The sequence below is a fragment of the Mycoplasma sp. 1578d genome (assembly GCF_024582695.1).
GTDB lineage: Bacteria > Bacillota_I > Bacilli_A > Mycoplasmatales > Metamycoplasmataceae > Mycoplasmopsis.
This window is the reverse complement of sequence record NZ_CP102081.1, coordinates 518,831-535,948: the sequence shown is the minus strand read 5'-3', so window position 1 is coordinate 535,948 and position 17,118 is coordinate 518,831. Positions and strand designations below refer to the sequence as shown.

Here is a 17,118-nt window from a genome sequence, read left to right as displayed (position 1 = left end):
TAACATCCATTTAAAAAATCTTTAAAAGGAAAAATTAGATGATTAATAAATTAGACAACAAGAAGAAAAAAGGTCTAATCATTGGTTGGTCAGCATTTGTTATTATCAACCTTATCATTATTTTGGTTACTGTTTTAGTTAAAGCAGGAGTTCCAACTTATTATGATAAAGATGGAAAAGAAATAACAACTATTGTTGCTTGGTCGAGTGATGCTTTTAGTAGAGCTTTTTTGTTCTTATTTAATAAAGTTTACTTAAGCAACTTCTTTAGGTTACCGGCTGTTCTACTTGGTTTCCTTACCTTTATTGGGTACCTTACCATGGGAAGAGGTTTAAGACAATCAATTATTGGTGCTCTTAAGACAATTGTTGGATTCTTACTTTTAAATATTGGTTCAGGAGCCTTAGTTGGTTTAGCTAAACCTGTTTTCCTTGGAATTCAAGCAATTGGTAAAGGGAATACAGGAATCGTTCCCCTTGATCCATATTTCGCTCTTTCAAGTGCTAATACATTCTTTAAAGGTGTTGTCACAGGAAACGATTACACTTCAATTATTTCATTTGCCTTTATTTTAGGTTATGCAATTAATATTGTAATGGTAGCTCTTAAAAAATGAACCAATACAAACAGTTTAATGATTACTGGGCACGTTATGATTCAACAAAGTGCTGTTGTTACTACAATTCTTTATGTTGTTTTATTCGGAAATTTAGGAATTCTCACTGATTCAATTCCTGTTGGACACCAAATTGGAACCATTGTTATTTCAGGTCTTGTGCTTGGAGTGTACTGAGCAACTGCTTCGACTGCCACTATTAAAGGAACTAATGCAGTTACTCAGAATGCTGGTTTTTCAATTGGACACCAACAAATGTTAGCAATTACTACTACATATAAATTAGGAAAATTCTTCGGAAACAAGGAAGATTCAGCTGAAACTAAAAAATTACCTTCATACTTAAAAATCTTTGAAGACAACATTTTCACTCAAACAATTATCATTTTAACCTTGTTCTTAGTCTTATTTACTGTTTTATTATTAGTAGCACCTACTGGAACTGTAATTGACAAACAATGAAATAGTTTCGTAAACCCTAATACTATTAAAGATTCAGTAGCATCAAAAGAACTACTCGATGGTTTAACAGACCCAAGATTAAAATCTGATTTAAACTTTACTATTTGAAACGGTGCATTTGGATCTAGCGCAAACTTTGTTGTTAACATTATTGGCGGATCGCTTAAAATTGTTGCAGCATTACTTGCAATTATCACTGGGGTTAGAATGTTCATTACCGAACTTCAACAATCATTCCATGGAATTAGCGAAAAAATAATTCCAGGGGCTGTTGTAGCTGTTGATGTAGCTGCTGTTTATGGATTCGCGATTAACTCAGTAACTTTTGGATTTATTTCTGGGGTTGCTGGACAATTTCTTGGGGTAGGAGTTGTAATTGGATTATCAACAAATATTGAAAATCAACACTTTACCTATATTGCAATTCCATTATTTATTACCTTGTTCTTTAACTCTGGTTCGCTTGGAGTTTACGCAAATGCTAGCGGTGGGTGAAAAGCTGCATTAATCCTACCAGGATTAATTGGATTCTTAGAAATTATCATCATTTCATTTGCATCAAGAGCAATCTCTAATACAGCGGCTAGTATTCAAGTAATGCGTGGTGCCGAAATTTTTAAAGGAATTATTTCGCCAGTACAAACTGGATTCATCGGTATGGCCGATTGAAATATATTCTTTGGTTTATTAATGTGAATTTCATCATACAATTCTATTGTTGGTTGAATTTTAGTTCCACTAGCAATTATCGGAATGATTGTACTTGGATTAATTTCAGACAATGGTTCACAAACCAAACCAACATTCTTACAAAAAGTTCTTAGAATTAAACCAAAATTAGTTAATAGCTAATTGGTAAAAGATTAGCTTAAGCTAATCTTTTTTCTTTATAATTTAAATAATCAAATCAAACTCAAACAAAGGACAAACATCATGGATAAAAAATTAAAAATTATCGCAGCATGCGGAAACGGAATGGGAACCAGCATGCTTATTAAACTATCAGTACAAAACATTATGAAAGAATTAGGAATTGATGCTGAAGTTGATGCTCTTTCAATGGGACAATCAACCGGAATGACCAATTCAGTTGATATTATCATTTCTTCAAAACACTTATCAAGTGAATTTAACCACAACCAAAAAGCTAAAATCGTGGGAGTAACCAATTTAATGGACAAAAACGAAATTAAAGAAGCTCTTAAAGTTGCACTTAAAGAATTAGGTTTTTAATTATGGAAAAAATTAATTTAGTTGAAATTTTAAAAAAATACGACACAGTTAATGTACAACTAAAAGCTAAAGATTGAAAAGAAGCTGTTAAACATTCAGTTCAACCTTTAATTGATAAAGGTTTAGTTGAAAGTAGATATTATGATGCTGTTGTAGAAAATACCATTAAATATGGACCATATTACATTGTGGCTGATTATTTTGCTATGCCGCACGCTCAAAGTGAGGCTGGAGTGCTTAAAAATTCATTCTCATTAGTGACACTATCTGAACCAGTTTACTTTGAAAATGACGAGCGCCCAGTTAAATTATTAGTTGCTCTTGCGGCTACTAGTGCTGAAGTGCACACTTCTGAAGCTTTACCACAAATTGTGAAAATTTTTGGTGACCCTGCTAATGTTGAAGCGATTATTAAGGCCACAAGCAAAGAACAAGTAGTAGAATTAATTACTAAAATCGATCAACAAGCATCAGATTTATAAAAAATAAGAGAGGAAGAAAATATATGGCTTTACCTTTATTGCAAATTGCTCTTGATAATTTAACCACTCAAGATGCAATTGAATCGGCTCGAAAAGCTGCTAAATATATTGATGTTATTGAGGTAGGAACTATTCTACTTGCTTCGGAAGGAAAACAAGCAATTGCTGATCTGAAAAAAGCGTTCCCAGACAAAATTATTGTTGCTGATGGGAAAATTGCTGACGCAGGAAAAGTATTTGCCAAAATGTTTTACGAAAATGGAGCTGATTATATCACTGCCATTTGTGCTGCTGAAAACGCAACCATGGATGATTTGGTCAAGTATTCAAAAACTTTCGATGGAAACAAAGAAGTTCAAGTGGAAATGACCACAAACTTTAGTTGAGAACAAGTTGAGAGTTGGAAACAAGCCCAAGTTCCTCAAGTCGTGTGACACCGTGCTCGCGATGCTCAAGCGGCTGGAGTTAAATGAGGAGAAAAAGACATTGAAACTGTGCGTAGATTAGCACAAATGGGATTCAAGGTCACTGTAACTGGTGGAGTATCAGTTGAAGATATTAAATTATTTAAAGATATCCCAATTTACATTTTTATTGCTGGTCGTTCAATTCGCGATGCTCAAGACCCTGAGGCTGCAGCTAAGGAATTTAAAGATGAATTTAAAAAATACTGATCATAATCCAACTCGTTTTTTAGGAATTTACGAAAAGGCCATTAATAATAAATTTGATTGAGCCACTAAAATTGATATTGCCAAAGCAGCTGGTTTTGATTTTATTGAATTTAGTGTCGATGAATCAGATTTTCGTCTTGAAAGATTAAATTGAAGCAATGAGCAAATTAATGAACTGAGAGAATTATTAATTGCTAAAAACTTTTATTTCAATTCAATGTGTTTGAGTGCACATCGTCGTTATCCATTTGGTTCAACAAATCCACAAACACGGGCTAAAGCACTAGAAATTATGGAACAAGCCTTAATTCTAGCTAAAAAACTGGGAATTAGAATTATTCAGCTTGCTGCTTATGATGTATATTATGAGCCTTCAAGCCAAACTACTAAAGAAAACTTTATCAAAGGAATGAAACTAGCAGCTCAGCTAGCTCAAAAATACAGTATTACTTTAGCCTTTGAAACTATGGATACTCCTTTTGCTGGAACTATTAGTAAATGTTTATCATTTTTAAAACAAATCGACTCACCAATGTTTTACATTTATCCAGATTTAGGAAACTTAAATCAATTTACCAAAGATATTGAAAACGAAATCTTTCTAGGAAGTGATAAAATTGTTGCTTTTCACTTTAAAGATACCCTTCCAGATAAATTCAAAGAAGTCCCTTGAGGACAAGGAACTGTTGATTTTGTGCACTCGCTTAAACAAATCAAACACAATAATTTAAATGTTCCCATTTTAATTGAAATGTGATCAAAAAATCAGGATGATGAAACACCTGAGCACAATATACAATTGCTTAAACAAGCTAAAGAATTTTACCAAACCCAATGAAAGAGAGCTAAAGGTGAATAAAAGCGAAATTGAACAATTAAAACAACAAGTATATGAAGCAAATATGCTTTTATACAAATATAAACTAGCCATTCATACTTGAGGAAATGTTTCAGGAATTACCAAGGATCGTAAATTAATGGTGATTAAACCTTCTGGAGTGAGCTATGAAAGTATGACACCAGAAGATATGGTGGTTGTGGACATGGATAATAATGTCATTGATTCCAAATTAAATCCATCAAGCGATACTCCGACTCATACCTTACTTTACAAAGCTAATTCTAATATTCAAGGAATAGTACACACTCACTCTCCTTATGCGGTAGGATTTGCTCAAGCCGGGAAAGAAATTAAATGCTTTGGAACTACCCATGCAGATAATTTTTATGGTTCGGTGCCATGTACTCGTGAACTTACTGATGAAGAAATTAACGGAGCATATGAACACAACACTGGGTTAGTCATTATTGAACATTATCAAAAAAACAATCTTAGTTTTGAATCAACTAGTGCTACTCTAGTTAAAGAACACGGTCCATTTGTGTGATCGATTAAAAATCCTATTGATGCTGTGAATTTAGCTCTCACCTTAGAAGAAGTTGCCAAAATGGCAATTAACACTCTTATTATCGATCCGCACAAAGAACAGGCTAATAAAACCTTACAAGATAAACATCACTTTAGAAAACACGGTCCCAACGCATATTATGGTCAAATTAAAAAATAGTGATTATGATTACCTCTTTTTTGATTTAGACGGGACCTTACTAAATTCAAAAAAACAAATTTTACCTAGTTCTCAACAAATTATTGAGTCTCAAAAAAAACTCAATAAAAAAATGTCAATTATCACCGGGCGCCCCCCTTATTTAGCTAAAGAAGAATTTTTGACATTAGATTTACACTATCCAGTCATTTGCTGTAATGGGGCATTGATTTATGATTTTAAAAATAATCAAATCATTGACAAAAATCCAATTAATGTTCAATCTGCTCAAGCTGTATTTGATATTTTAATCAATAATAATGTCACCTTTTTAATTTACACTACTAAAATGATGCTTGGATTTCATAATCGCAATTCTTTACCAAAGTGGTTTGAATGAATTATTAGCACAAATAATGCACGTAAACCGCAAAATCAATTTCATTTTGAACAAAAAACTTATGCTCAATGAAACCAAGAGCAATTTAACATCAATGAGCATGAAATTGTTAAGTTTTTAGTGATTAAATCTGATAGTGAACCAAAAGATCACGTTCATGCAGCAACTCAATTAAAAGAGGTTAACCATATTTACATGATTAATTCACAAGAACGTGTCTTTGATATTATGCCAAGTAATATTTCTAAAGGACAAGCTCTACAAAAATTGGCTCAACTATACAATATTGATCTTAATAAAACGATTGTTTTTGGTGATGAAGAAAACGATGTTGCTATGTTTAAGGTGGCTAAATATTCAGTAGCCATGGGACAATCTAAAGATTTTGTTAAGCAACATGCTCAATTTATCACTGATTCAAACGATAATGATGGAATCTATAATTTTTTAACACAGATAGGAGAAAATGAGACACGTTAGAAGAGTTAAAATCAATAATATGGATAATGGTTTTTGATTGGTACCATCAATCCAACAAGTTTTTACCCCCAAATCCAGAAATTTTGCCATCAAACACGCATGAACGCTGTTTGATTTAATTGAAAAAAACGGTTTTGAGGATGAAGATATTATTTTTTCTTTCAACGGAGATCCTCAATTTCAAATCTTTAATTCATTATTACAATACCGTGGATATGATTTTGAATTACCATTAAACAAAATCAAACAAATGAACGACAATCAATATATTGATTGAGAAGTCATTTCTAATTTAACGATTCGTTTTAATTTTAAAACCATTAAAACTATTTATTCAGGTTACATCTTCTTTTTTAGAATCAAACACTTTGAGTATTTATATACCAAACATAAACAAAAAGACGATAAAGTTGTTTTAGAATGAACTCGATTCGGATTTCATGCAATTTAACCATAAAATAGTTAATATTAAAAACAGAGTTTTGATAACTCTGTTTTTAATATTATTAATTTTAAGCTTGTGTATTTATTGTTGTTGATCCTGATTCTGTTGAACTTGTCGAATTTGTTGAATTCATTGATGATTCTGTGTTTTGGCTTTGAGCTGATTGGTCAGAAGTTTTTGCAGAGCTTTCTGATGTTTGTTTTTCTCCAGATTGCTCACTATTCTGTGTACTTGAAGATTGATTTAAATCACTACTACTAGATGTTCCGGAATTTGCTTGTGTTTTTTTAACTTGATCTTTATTCTCTTCTTTTGATTCGCTTTTAACAGGAGTTGCTGGAACTAAGCTAACTAAATTAGAACCAGCTTTCTTTTCGACTTCTTTTGTTTCAGTTGAACCTGTTGTTTCTTCAGAGCTTTTATTTGTTTTATCAGGATCTTTTGTGGATTCTGGTGTTGATATTTTTTCTTGATCGTTTTGATCTTTTTCAGAATTATTATTTTGATTGTTATCTTTTGGAGTTTCGTTTTTCTCGCTTGTGTTTTTAGTTGGTTTATTTTCTGAGTTGGTATTTGATTGCGAATTACTGCATGATACTGACGCAATCGAAAAAGTAATAGGTGCTCCTAAGAGCAATAAACTTTTCAATATCTTGTTTTTCTTCATAGAAGTAAATTATATATCAGTAATTAAAAACTAAAAACACAATTGTACTTTTTAAGATTTATAAATATATAGTAAATTTTACGAATAAAAAATCGTCTATTCACAAGATGAATATAAACGATTTTTTATATTTATTTTTTAATTAATTAAGAAGTCATACTTCCTGAACCAGCTGAAGAATCAGTTGTCGAACCTGACGAAATGTTGCCCATAGCTGCATTACCGCCTTGTCCAGAAGTATCAGCACCAGCACCAGTTGAACCTGCGTTATTCATGCTTGCACCTTGATCTGTAGGTTGAGAAGATGTTGTCATCATTGCACCACCAGCACTTTGTGTTCCGCTAGCACTCATATTATCGGTTGAACCACTTGTTGAACTTACACCAGTTCCACTATTTCCGCCAGTTGATTCTGTTCCTGATGCACCTGTTGTGCCTTCACTTGAAGCTTGACCATTTGTTGAACCGGCTTGCATTGTAGTACCACCTGAAGATGCTGAAGCATCGTTCATACCGCTACCAGATGAACCTGATTGTTCACCTGTAGTTTTCATCATTGTATCTCCGCTTTGTTTTGTAGCAGTATCTGTTGAACCTTTTTCAGTAGTCATGGTATTGTCTTGACCTGAAGTTTGATTTTGTCCGCTCATTTGATCACTCGAACCTTGAGATTCTGTGGTCATTTTATCACCCGCACTTTGTGTTCCACTAGCTGTCATGCTATTACCAGATTTACTTACGGTACTTTCTGTAGATGAACCAGTTCCCATTGAAGAAGTATCTTTAGAACCTTGTGTATCTGTTCCACTTGCTTGCATAGAAGTAGAATCTGTTGTTTGTGTTTGTTTTGGTTCTTGTTTCTCCATTGATTCACCTGAAGTGTGTTTTGAATCATCTGAAGGCATTACACCTTTGTTTTCCATTTTTTCAGAAGTTTTAGTTTGATCGCCTGCAGGAGTAGAAATTGATTCTTTTTGTCCTGAAGAAGTTTCACTTCCGCTTGTAGTTTTTTCTTTTGTTTCAGTAGAACCTGCTGTTTTATCAGTTTTAGATTCTGAAGGTTTTTGATCTTTTTGAGTAGTATTTTCAGGTGTTTTAGATTCTGAACCTTCTTTTGTTTTATTATCAGTATTTGAACTTTCGTCTTTTTTATTTGATTCTTCAGTTGATTTATTTTCTTTTTCTGAAGTTTTCGGTGAACTTTCAGTAGAAGATCCTGAATTATTCATTCCTTGACCTTCATCCTTTTTATCTTTGTTATCTTTTGAAGCTTCAGGATTTTTTATTTCAGTTTTACCTGATTCTTTTGGAGTATTTTCTGATCCAGTGTTTTGCTTTGAATTTCCACAAGACACTGTCGCAATGCTAAGAGCAATAGGTGCCCCTAAGAGCAATAAACTTTTTAATATCTTATTTTTCTTCATAGTTTTATAATTATATAACTATATAGCAATAAAGGATATATTTCCATAATTTTTTTCATATAATAAAAAGCAACTATGCTTTTTATTTACAAATAAACAATTAATATATTTAAATTTTAAATTTAAACCATAATTTTTAATGTATTAAAAAACATTTTTCACATTTAAAACATATTGATGATTTTTTAGTTTTTCTTCAACTTAAAATGCGGTGTTTTAATTCTAGTCCCTAGAATTTCTAATGAATATTTTACTTTATAACGAATAAATTAATTTATTAATTGAGTCGAATTCTAAAAAGTGATTTGTTCAATCAAATAATGATTAGAGTATTTGAAATATTTTTTTATATTTCTATAAATTCAACTTAACATCAATTTTTTGTTCACTTAATTCCTTCATTTCTTTTTTTATCTTAAATCTATGTTCTTTACATATTATTTTTGAAAAATATTAAAAACAACTGTTTAAACAATTTAAATCACAACATACTAGTTATAAAAAACAAAAAACTCCTTAATAGATTTGATAGGAGTTTCTAAACAACTTGTTTATGTTATTATAACTATGATTTTTTATAGTTAAAATATTTTTTCTATGCTTTTTCAGTTTTTGTCTTTCATATTTTCAGTATATTGGGTGTTGTTAAGGTACAATTGATCATTTTTGTCTCTGACGAATCCGAAATTGTAACCATGTTTTTGAGCAAAGTTTTTAATTGCTTCGAATTTGTTTTCAGATTGATTATCAATATTTTTGCTTTGGTCGTTAAGTTCTCCACCTTTAGTTTCAATTAATCAGATTGAATTATCATTTAATATAACCACATAATCTGGGTAGAATAGCCTTTGTTTTTCCGAATTGTCTTGATAAACAATTGATAAATATTGTTGTCCACTATCACCGTTTTTGTAAATATATTTAACCTTATTATTTTTTTCGCAATAATACTCAAATAATCTTTCAGATCTAGATCTAAAATCATCAGTTATCATAGCTGTATTATATTCTTTATAAACGTTTGTATTTAATATTCTTTTATTTGGTTCATCTGATGAATATTTAAAATGTTCCTCTAATGGGATGGAAAAATCTTCCACTTTATTTTCTAACGGAAACTTTTGCTCACGTTTCATAGAAGCAAAAGTTTTTAAATCTTCTCTGATAATAGCTTCATTATTTATTATAAATGCATAAAACCAATATTTATTTAAATTCAAAATCTTATATTCTTCATTTCCAAAAACTTCTAAAAATAAAGTCTTTAATAATTCACTAGTTTTTTCATAACTAAGCCCAATAACTTTTTTAATCGAATCAATATAACGCCGTAAATACTTACCATGCTGATCAGTATTAATTTTAATATCAAATTCTTTGTGATTAAATTGTTCATCACTTATATTGTTTAGTGTTAAAAATTTACCTTCTAAATATTTTCTTTTTAAATTTTCGTTTATTATAAATCCATTATTTTCAAGAATCACTAAATTTTTGTCATATTCTTTTGTCAACGAATACTTTTTAATATAAAAATCAAAAATTTTATTTCTAATTTCTTTTTCATCAGCATAAGTTCCATCTTTATTTCTAAATTCTTTTTTTAGCTTTAATGGTTTAACTTCCTCTTTTAAGAAAAGCCTTTGTGTTTCAAAAGCCCCGCCTTTTTTCAACACTTCTAATTTATATTTTTCATCAAATGTATACAGATATGAACAATCAAGAAGTTCGTTTCCATAATGTTTAGCTCTAGGCATTCTTCTTAAACGTCCAAGAGTTTGTACTTCGAAGGTGTCGCTCATATTTTCACGTAGTTTAATTAAAATTTTTGCACGTGGACAATCTCATCCGGTTGATAAAGCCTGTTTAAAAAGCAAAAATACCGGAGTTGCATCTAAATTAGTAATGCTATCCTGTTTGGTAGTACCTATGTTTATTTTTCCTATTTTTTTGGAATTAAATTTCTTATCATCAATACTAAATCAAGAAGCTACCATTTTATTTTCATAACTATATCCCATTTGATTTAACTTATTTTCAACAAATTCAACTAATGTATCGCTGAGATTTGGGAATTGTATCAATACAAGCGGTCTTACATTTTCGTTTTCTTTAATATAAGCTAATTGAATTTGTTTTCTAATTTGATCAGCTTTTTCAATCAGTATTTCAGCCTCATGTTCTGGATTAGATACACTAACAGCATCTAGATCCTTATTTATGTACATAAATCTTGTGATTAATTCTTCATTAATAACATCGAGTTCAGATATTTGATGAAATTCACCTAGAATTCTTTTTTTCGGAGTAGCTGAAACTCTAATTTCATAATTAGCATTTATACTGGAAATAATGTCATTAGCTTTTGAAGTATCATTTTGATGTTCTTCATCGATGATAATAATAAATTTTTTTCCTTGTTTATGAGCTTCAGCGATTCGTTCAAAAAGATTTTTTCTTTCACTTTCTTTTAAAGCGTTATTATCTTTTTTAGTAATTGTTTCCCAGTTAATAAAATAAGTAGTCCCATCTCTAAAGCCATTTGATAATATATCGAATAAAGAACCATTTTTTATATTTGGAACAAATTTATTCATTTTTTCTTTCGATTGTTCCTCGAGATCCCCTTTACCTGGACACAATCAACAAACAATATCATTTGGGTTATAATCTAAATATTTTTCGATAAAAGCTAATAATATAATTGTTTTTCCGCTTCCTGTTGGACTTTCAACCACAATTTTAGATCGTGAATTTAAATTATTTGTTTTATTTATAAGGAAGTCCACAGCTCTTTCTTGAAAATTTTTTAATCTTATTCCTATCATAATTCCCCCGACTTTCTAAGTTCATCCTTATAGTAATATTCTGGGATATCTATGATAGTAATGTTTTTTTCGTCTAGAATTCTTTGTTGAGTTCTGGATAAAAATACTCCTTGATTAATAAATAATTTACCATTATTAACTATTCTTTTGATAACATCATCAAGGTCTTGCTCATTTTCTAAAATAATAAATTTTTTATTATCAATTTCAATATGATGTTCGAGCTCAATTAGTTCTTTAATATTTTTTAATAGTTTAAGTGAGATTAATCGATCATCTCGATCGGATGAAATTTCCGGATGAAATTTCCGGATGAAATTTGTCTTATAATACCTTAAGTTGTGTGGTAATTCGTTTTGGATATTTTTCAATCTTTTGTATGTAACATTTTTGCAAATGTCATTTTCATTACTTTCACAAAGAATGTATTTTCTATTTCCGCCATCTTCTTTATTGAGTTGCATAACTGCATGCGCTGTCGTTCCGCTGCCACCAAAAAATCAAGTACTATTGAATTTGGTCTGTTACATCATTTATTAAGTTGTAATATTAGTCTAACAGGTTTTTACCGTTTTTAAAATCTACCATTCCTTCTTTTTGTATATTCATCATATCTGAATAAAAACCCTTTCACAATGCTCCTCTTATTGTAACTCTTCCTCAAACACTATTGTATTCATCGCTTTTATTAATGTTTTCAGATAAAGTTCTATATTGTCTTAATTTTCCATTACTTGTATAAGTTAAAAAATACTTTTTATATTCAACTATTTTATTATTTATTAATTTCTCCTTAATTTCTCTAGGAATCGATATCGAACAAGCCATTTCACGAACGATTTTGTCAGCAATTGTTTTATAAAAGAATTCTTTTATTTTTTCATCAATCATTATTGCAATTCTTATACTCTTTTCATTTATTTGATTTTTATCTAATAAATTTCTATTTTCAAATTCTTTATATATATCTTTGTGATGTTCTTTTATATAGTCATTTATTGTCAATAAATTAAAAGATCTTTCATTTTTAATTAGAACTTTACTATAATGATTATCTCAAATATCAGCACTATCAAATAATGGTTTTCTAGAATCGTATGCCTTATTTATATCTTTACAATACACATAAATATATTCGTGGTTTTTGACTATTCTTCCCTCTTGTGCAGATTTTACTTTCATTCCCTGAGTTTTAGATAATTCAACACATAAAGTAGAAACTAAATTTTGTTCTCCGAAAATTTCATCGCAAAGTAATTTTAGCTGAGCTTGTTCATTATCGTCAATAGAGATAAATATGATTCCATCATCTTTTAAAAGCTTTTTAGCAATTTGAATTCTTCTGCTCATAAAACTTAATCATTTGCTATGATAGTATCCATCGCTTTTTTCAACGAAAGAATCATTATAAATAAAGTCTTTGTTCCCTGTGTTATATGGTGGATCAATATAAATAACATCAATTCTATCCTTATGTGTTTTTTCAAGAAGCGTTAAAGAGTGAAGATTGTCCCCCTCGAGCAAAAAGTTATAATCTTCATTTTCGGGATAACTTATTTTTTTATCAGTTATATCCATAAACACCGGAACATTGTCTTCTAACATTTCTTCTAACTTTTCGGTGTGTTTTTCTCAGATTAAACCATATTTTTTATCATTTAAATAGTTTTCTATTTCATTGATAATTTTTATACTCTCTTCATCTTCGTTAATTTGTTTTAACTTATCTAAAAAATTAATCATTTTTCGTCTTTTCTGTTGTGATATATTTGCCATTTATTACTCGTTTCTGATAAAGTTTTATGAATTTTTTTAAATTAAAATTAATTATATAAAATAGAAATTTTTTTAATTAATTTAAGTAGTATAATTTTAAATAATTTATTCACCATTTATTATATAAGAAGAACTTAAATTTAATAAAAATACAATTCTTTTATTTAGTCAAAAAGATTACGTCAAAATAGTGATATAATTTTATGCATATATAAACTTAAAAAATACATTGTACAAATTATGAATTAATAATATCGGAGATTCAACATGAAATTAAAAAAGAGACTTTTTGTAGCATCGCTTTCACTAGGGGTTTTACCTTTTTTAGGAATTGCATGCAACACTACTCAAACCAATAAAGAGAATCCATCTTCTCCTACAAAAACACCTTCTACATCAACCGAGACAACAACCACTAAAAAACAAGAAACATTAAAACAAGTAATCACTACCCAAGCAACTACTGTAACTCCTACCGATAATCTTACTGCTAATAAAATCGATGCAGAACAAAAGAAAGTAGTGGACAGATATAAAAAACTTGTTAAAGAGGCTAAAAAACTAAGTAGTGACAGCGATTCAGAACTTGATCGTTTAGAAAGATTGTCATACTACTTAGCTTTTACCGAAGATGAAAACCATTTTTTTTCAAACGTTAATACAATAAGAAACTTTTTTGAATCTTTTTCAACAAGAGATGAAAATGCACAAATTGAAACTAAAGAACAATACCAGTTTTATGGACTTGATTTATTTGTTCAATCAGAAGCAAAATTAAATAAAGCACTTAAAGAAATTTCAGGTCTTACCGAATTTGATTCTCCAGAAACATCACCTCTTGTTGCTAGCGCTAGCAGTCTAGATAAAATTAAGACTGAAGTAGAAGCTCTCAAAGCTGAAGTAGATAAATTTACTAATCTTTCAACTGATGCTCAAGGTCTTGCTAATAAAGCAGATTCTGAATATCAAGTTTATCTAAATTTAGAAAATCCAACATATCCAAAGGCAAAATCTGCTGAAGAACTTCTCAAAGAAGTTGAGGATGAAAAGAAGAAAATAGAAGAAGAAAAGAAGAAACAAAAACAAACCACCTCTAATAAAAAATCAAAACAAAAAACAAGAAAAAAGAGAGATGTATCCACCAATAGTGGATCACAAAAAAAAGTTATCCCTTTTGAATATATAAGTCCACATCTCCCAGCAAAACTTGATAAAGATAAATTTGAAAATAGACATAAATTTGTAATGGCTTTAGTAAGAGCAGCACATCAATACAATGAAGCTAAAAAACAAGCGGCTTATGAAACTAAATATAGTGGTTTAACCGAAGAGCAAAGAAGCACTGTTTTATCATTAAAACATTATTTAGAATTAACTAAAAATGATCAAGATGGTTCAAAGAAAATTAATTCGCTTAAACTTTTAATTTCAGCAGTTTTCAATGAAAATGAGGATAGAGATAAAAAATATCCTTTAAACCAAGAAAATAAAGATATGCAAGAAGTTGCTGAATTCTACAAATTCATTAACTCAAAAGCAACAGCAGTTGATGTAAAAAATAATGATGAATATACAGCAGCAAAATTAAATGAACTTAACGATAAAGTAACTAAATATACTCAAGTTCTTAAAAAAGTTTATGATTTATATTTTGATTACAATATCGAAAGACTTTCAACAGCTTACGAAAACAAAAAGACATCAAGTGATTTAATGCAAAAAGTTAAAGAAAGAATTGACAAATATACTACATACAGACATTTAGATATCTTTAGCAACTTAGGAATGACAGCTCTTGCTAACGAAAAAGCAAAATTAGATGTTTACTATGATCAACTTGTAACATTAAATAATGCTTCAACTAGCACAAGTGATTCAGCTGTAGAAGAATTATTCTCAAGTGTTTCAGACCCAGAATATTACAAAAATGAAGGGGCAGAAAAAACTACAGTATTCTTAATGTTAAGTAACCTTGAAAGATTTGATGCATTATTTAAAACTTTTGAAGGATCTAACAAAACTATATTAGATGGATTAAAAGGTCAAGCTAATCAACTTCTCCCATTTGTTAGCGATATTAACGGTGAACAAAACGCAGCATTCTTAAATCAAGAATTTGGGAACCATTTCACTGTATCTCCTTTTGACAAAACCAAATTAGAAAAAGATCTTAAAGATGTTAAAGCTTTATATACCAAAGCACAAGAATTATATAAACAATTAAAAGAAGCTGATACAATTGAGAAATTAACTGAATTTGCAAATAAATTCAATGACAAAACTAATGGATTTGCTCAAGTTAAAAAAGTTTATGATCAAGCTTTAGAAGACCTTAAAAACGCCGAACAAAATGTGAGAAAACAAATTATTATGAATAATAAAGCTTCGTTTGAACAAGAAAGTGAAGATTTCTTAGATTTATATTCAGAAAACGTTTCATCAAATGACTCAGCAGTTACTAAAGCGTTTAATCAAGCAAATAATATTAGGTTTGCCCTTTCAGCTTTATATGTAGATAAAGATGTTAATAAGGATGATCAAAATAATCGAAAAGCTCAACTTGAATTAGCTCAAGCCTACATTAATCTTGTTGGACCAGCATTATCAACTCCGCTTAAACCACAAGACAATTTAGGATATGACCGCATTATTACTTTAAAAACTGATATTGATAAAGTGTGATTCTACTCAGAATCATTAAGAACAAGATGAGAGCAAGTTTATAAAGCATATATGGACGCAGTTAATGCTGCTAAAGCCAAAGAAAGTACTCCAACAACTACCACAAGATAGTACTTATTTGAATAAGAGACAAGCAAAAATCAGAGTTTTTAGCTCTGATTTTTATTTTCATTTTTTCTATTTGAATTTGCTTATTTTCTAGTATAATTAATAAGCACATTAAGCAAGTTAAATTTGGTTATTGGCACCATAGCCAAAAGGCCAAGGCACGAGTCTGCAAAACTCTGATTTACGGGTTCGAGTCCCGTTGGTGCCTCCATTATTATGCGCCCGTAGCTCAACTGGACAGAGTGTTAGGTTACGGCCCTAAAGGTTGCGGGTTCGACTCCTGCTGGGCGCGCCATACCATGATAAATACATGACCAACCACATTGCAAAGTGTGGTTTTCTTTTTTAAATATTTCAAAGAGTAAAATAAATAACGCTTTTTGCGTTATTTATTTTTGACCACACGACGATAAACAAGTTTTGGTAGAGTCTGTTGATTTGCTGATTTAATTCGTAAAATTTTTCGATAAATAAACCCAATAATCGGTGCAATAAATAAACTCATTGCACATAAGATAATGTTAAAAATAACAATTAAATATTTACTATCCCCTTGGTATCCTAACGGACGATAAAATGATACTTGCGAATAAATTACTATTCCACGATCAATTTCTGAATCTGTGACTTTAAAATTAGCATAATATTTATATCCAATAAAATAAATAGCAAGAGTAAATAGATAATAAAATAACGGAAAAATAATTAAAGCTCAAATATGAATATTATCAATTTCAAGCTCTTTCCGTATAAAAATAATTAACACTATAGCAATAAATGGAGTAACCGCATGGTATATAACCGATTTAATTTTGCTAAATAAACTTAATTTATTAAATTGTTCAGGATCAATAATCACACTTAATCAATACATTGAACAAGTAATGCTTATATATACAATTGAAGCAAAAAACATGACTTGAGCTTTTTTTGACTGTTTATAAAATGAAAAAAATGCTAAAGTTATGGCTAAATACACATTGGTCATAAATGTAAATCAATAAGTTGATCCACCTCAAAAATCTTTAATAGCATTAGGATAAATTAAATTCTGTTGCTCAGGAGTGAAAATGTTTTTATTAGCATCAAGAACTTGCTTAAGAGCTTTAAAGACTTGAACATTCTCAATGGAAACAAAGTGTCATTCAAGCAAAGTTAAAATAGTAATATTTAAAATTAACCCAACGCCAATGCAAAAAATCACCCAATCTAAGGTGGTAAATTTTCGATATTTTTTAATAATCTCTTCAATACTTTTGTGCATATATGTTATATAAATTATATTAAAAAACG

General features: G+C 29.8%; 15 protein-coding genes and 2 tRNA genes. 11 read left to right on the top strand and 6 right to left on the bottom strand.

The window, feature by feature from the left end; all coding sequences use genetic code 4:
- The first annotated feature begins 38 nt into the window (after window positions 1-38).
- The 8 genes from NPA11_RS02115 (at window position 39) to NPA11_RS02080 (ending at window position 6,346) form a co-directional block, all read left to right on the top strand.
- Window positions 39-1,931, top strand: coding sequence for a PTS ascorbate transporter subunit IIC (locus tag NPA11_RS02115; protein WP_257043181.1), 1,893 nt, complete (start codon window positions 39-41; stop codon window positions 1,929-1,931).
- Window positions 1,932-2,012: 81 nt separating this feature from the next.
- On the top strand, window positions 2,013-2,312 hold the full coding sequence (locus NPA11_RS02110) for a PTS sugar transporter subunit IIB (RefSeq protein ID WP_306429069.1): 300 nt from the start codon (window positions 2,013-2,015) through the stop codon (window positions 2,310-2,312).
- Window positions 2,313-2,314: 2 nt separating this feature from the next.
- Window positions 2,315-2,794 (top strand): PTS sugar transporter subunit IIA, encoded by a 480-nt coding sequence (locus NPA11_RS02105; RefSeq protein ID WP_257043179.1) that lies wholly within the window; start codon window positions 2,315-2,317, stop codon window positions 2,792-2,794.
- A 23-nt stretch (window positions 2,795-2,817) separates the two neighbouring features.
- Window positions 2,818-3,474 (top strand): 3-keto-L-gulonate-6-phosphate decarboxylase UlaD, encoded by a 657-nt coding sequence (locus tag NPA11_RS02100; RefSeq protein ID WP_257043178.1) that lies wholly within the window; start codon window positions 2,818-2,820, stop codon window positions 3,472-3,474.
- Window positions 3,449-4,327: an L-ribulose-5-phosphate 3-epimerase gene (locus NPA11_RS02095; RefSeq protein WP_257043177.1), complete on the top strand. Its 879-nt coding sequence runs from the start codon at window positions 3,449-3,451 to the stop codon at window positions 4,325-4,327. The genes NPA11_RS02100 and NPA11_RS02095 overlap by 26 nt, the downstream gene beginning before the upstream one ends.
- Window positions 4,320-5,036 carry an L-ribulose-5-phosphate 4-epimerase gene (locus tag NPA11_RS02090; RefSeq protein WP_373457086.1) on the top strand — a complete coding sequence of 239 codons (717 nt, stop codon included), beginning with the start codon at window positions 4,320-4,322 and terminating at the stop codon, window positions 5,034-5,036. The genes NPA11_RS02095 and NPA11_RS02090 overlap by 8 nt, the downstream gene beginning before the upstream one ends.
- Window positions 5,017-5,895 carry an HAD family hydrolase gene (locus NPA11_RS02085; protein ID WP_257043175.1) on the top strand — a complete coding sequence of 293 codons (879 nt, stop codon included), beginning with the start codon at window positions 5,017-5,019 and terminating at the stop codon, window positions 5,893-5,895. Before NPA11_RS02090 ends, NPA11_RS02085 begins: the two co-directional genes overlap by 20 nt.
- Window positions 5,882-6,346 (top strand): MPN499 family protein, encoded by a 465-nt coding sequence (locus tag NPA11_RS02080; RefSeq protein WP_257043173.1) that lies wholly within the window; start codon window positions 5,882-5,884, stop codon window positions 6,344-6,346. The genes NPA11_RS02085 and NPA11_RS02080 overlap by 14 nt, the downstream gene beginning before the upstream one ends.
- A gap of 61 nt (window positions 6,347-6,407) precedes the next feature.
- Here the strand turns inward: NPA11_RS02080 and NPA11_RS02075 are convergent, their stop codons facing one another.
- From NPA11_RS02075 to NPA11_RS02055, 5 genes are all read right to left on the bottom strand, one after another.
- Complete coding sequence (locus NPA11_RS02075) at window positions 6,408-7,007, bottom strand: hypothetical protein (protein WP_257043171.1); 600 nt, start codon at window positions 7,005-7,007, stop codon at window positions 6,408-6,410.
- A 146-nt stretch (window positions 7,008-7,153) separates the two neighbouring features.
- Window positions 7,154-8,431 (bottom strand): hypothetical protein, encoded by a 1,278-nt coding sequence (locus tag NPA11_RS02070; protein ID WP_257043170.1) that lies wholly within the window; start codon window positions 8,429-8,431, stop codon window positions 7,154-7,156.
- Between the two features lie 581 nt (window positions 8,432-9,012).
- Complete coding sequence (locus NPA11_RS02065) at window positions 9,013-11,259, bottom strand: DEAD/DEAH box helicase (protein WP_257043168.1); 2,247 nt, start codon at window positions 11,257-11,259, stop codon at window positions 9,013-9,015.
- Window positions 11,253-11,723: a hypothetical protein gene (locus tag NPA11_RS02060; protein ID WP_257043166.1), complete on the bottom strand. Its 471-nt coding sequence runs from the start codon at window positions 11,721-11,723 to the stop codon at window positions 11,253-11,255. The genes NPA11_RS02065 and NPA11_RS02060 overlap by 7 nt, the downstream gene beginning before the upstream one ends.
- A gap of 85 nt (window positions 11,724-11,808) precedes the next feature.
- Window positions 11,809-13,035, bottom strand: a complete 1,227-nt coding sequence (locus tag NPA11_RS02055) for a DNA methyltransferase (protein ID WP_257043164.1) — start codon at window positions 13,033-13,035, stop codon at window positions 11,809-11,811.
- Between the two features lie 267 nt (window positions 13,036-13,302).
- Here NPA11_RS02055 and NPA11_RS02050 point away from each other — a divergent pair, with 267 nt between their 5' ends.
- From NPA11_RS02050 to NPA11_RS02040, 3 genes are all read left to right on the top strand, one after another.
- The gene (locus NPA11_RS02050; RefSeq protein ID WP_257043162.1) at window positions 13,303-15,828 is read left to right on the top strand and encodes a hypothetical protein; all 2,526 of its coding nucleotides are present in this window, start codon (window positions 13,303-13,305) and stop codon (window positions 15,826-15,828) included.
- Between the two features lie 132 nt (window positions 15,829-15,960).
- Window positions 15,961-16,036: transfer RNA gene (locus tag NPA11_RS02045), tRNA-Cys, on the top strand.
- Between the two features lie 7 nt (window positions 16,037-16,043).
- Window positions 16,044-16,120, top strand: a tRNA-Arg gene (locus NPA11_RS02040).
- A gap of 90 nt (window positions 16,121-16,210) precedes the next feature.
- Here NPA11_RS02040 and NPA11_RS02035 read toward each other — a convergent pair.
- On the bottom strand, window positions 16,211-17,089 hold the full coding sequence (locus NPA11_RS02035) for an MAGa3780 family membrane protein (RefSeq protein WP_257043160.1): 879 nt from the start codon (window positions 17,087-17,089) through the stop codon (window positions 16,211-16,213).
- Window positions 17,090-17,118 lie beyond the last annotated feature (29 nt).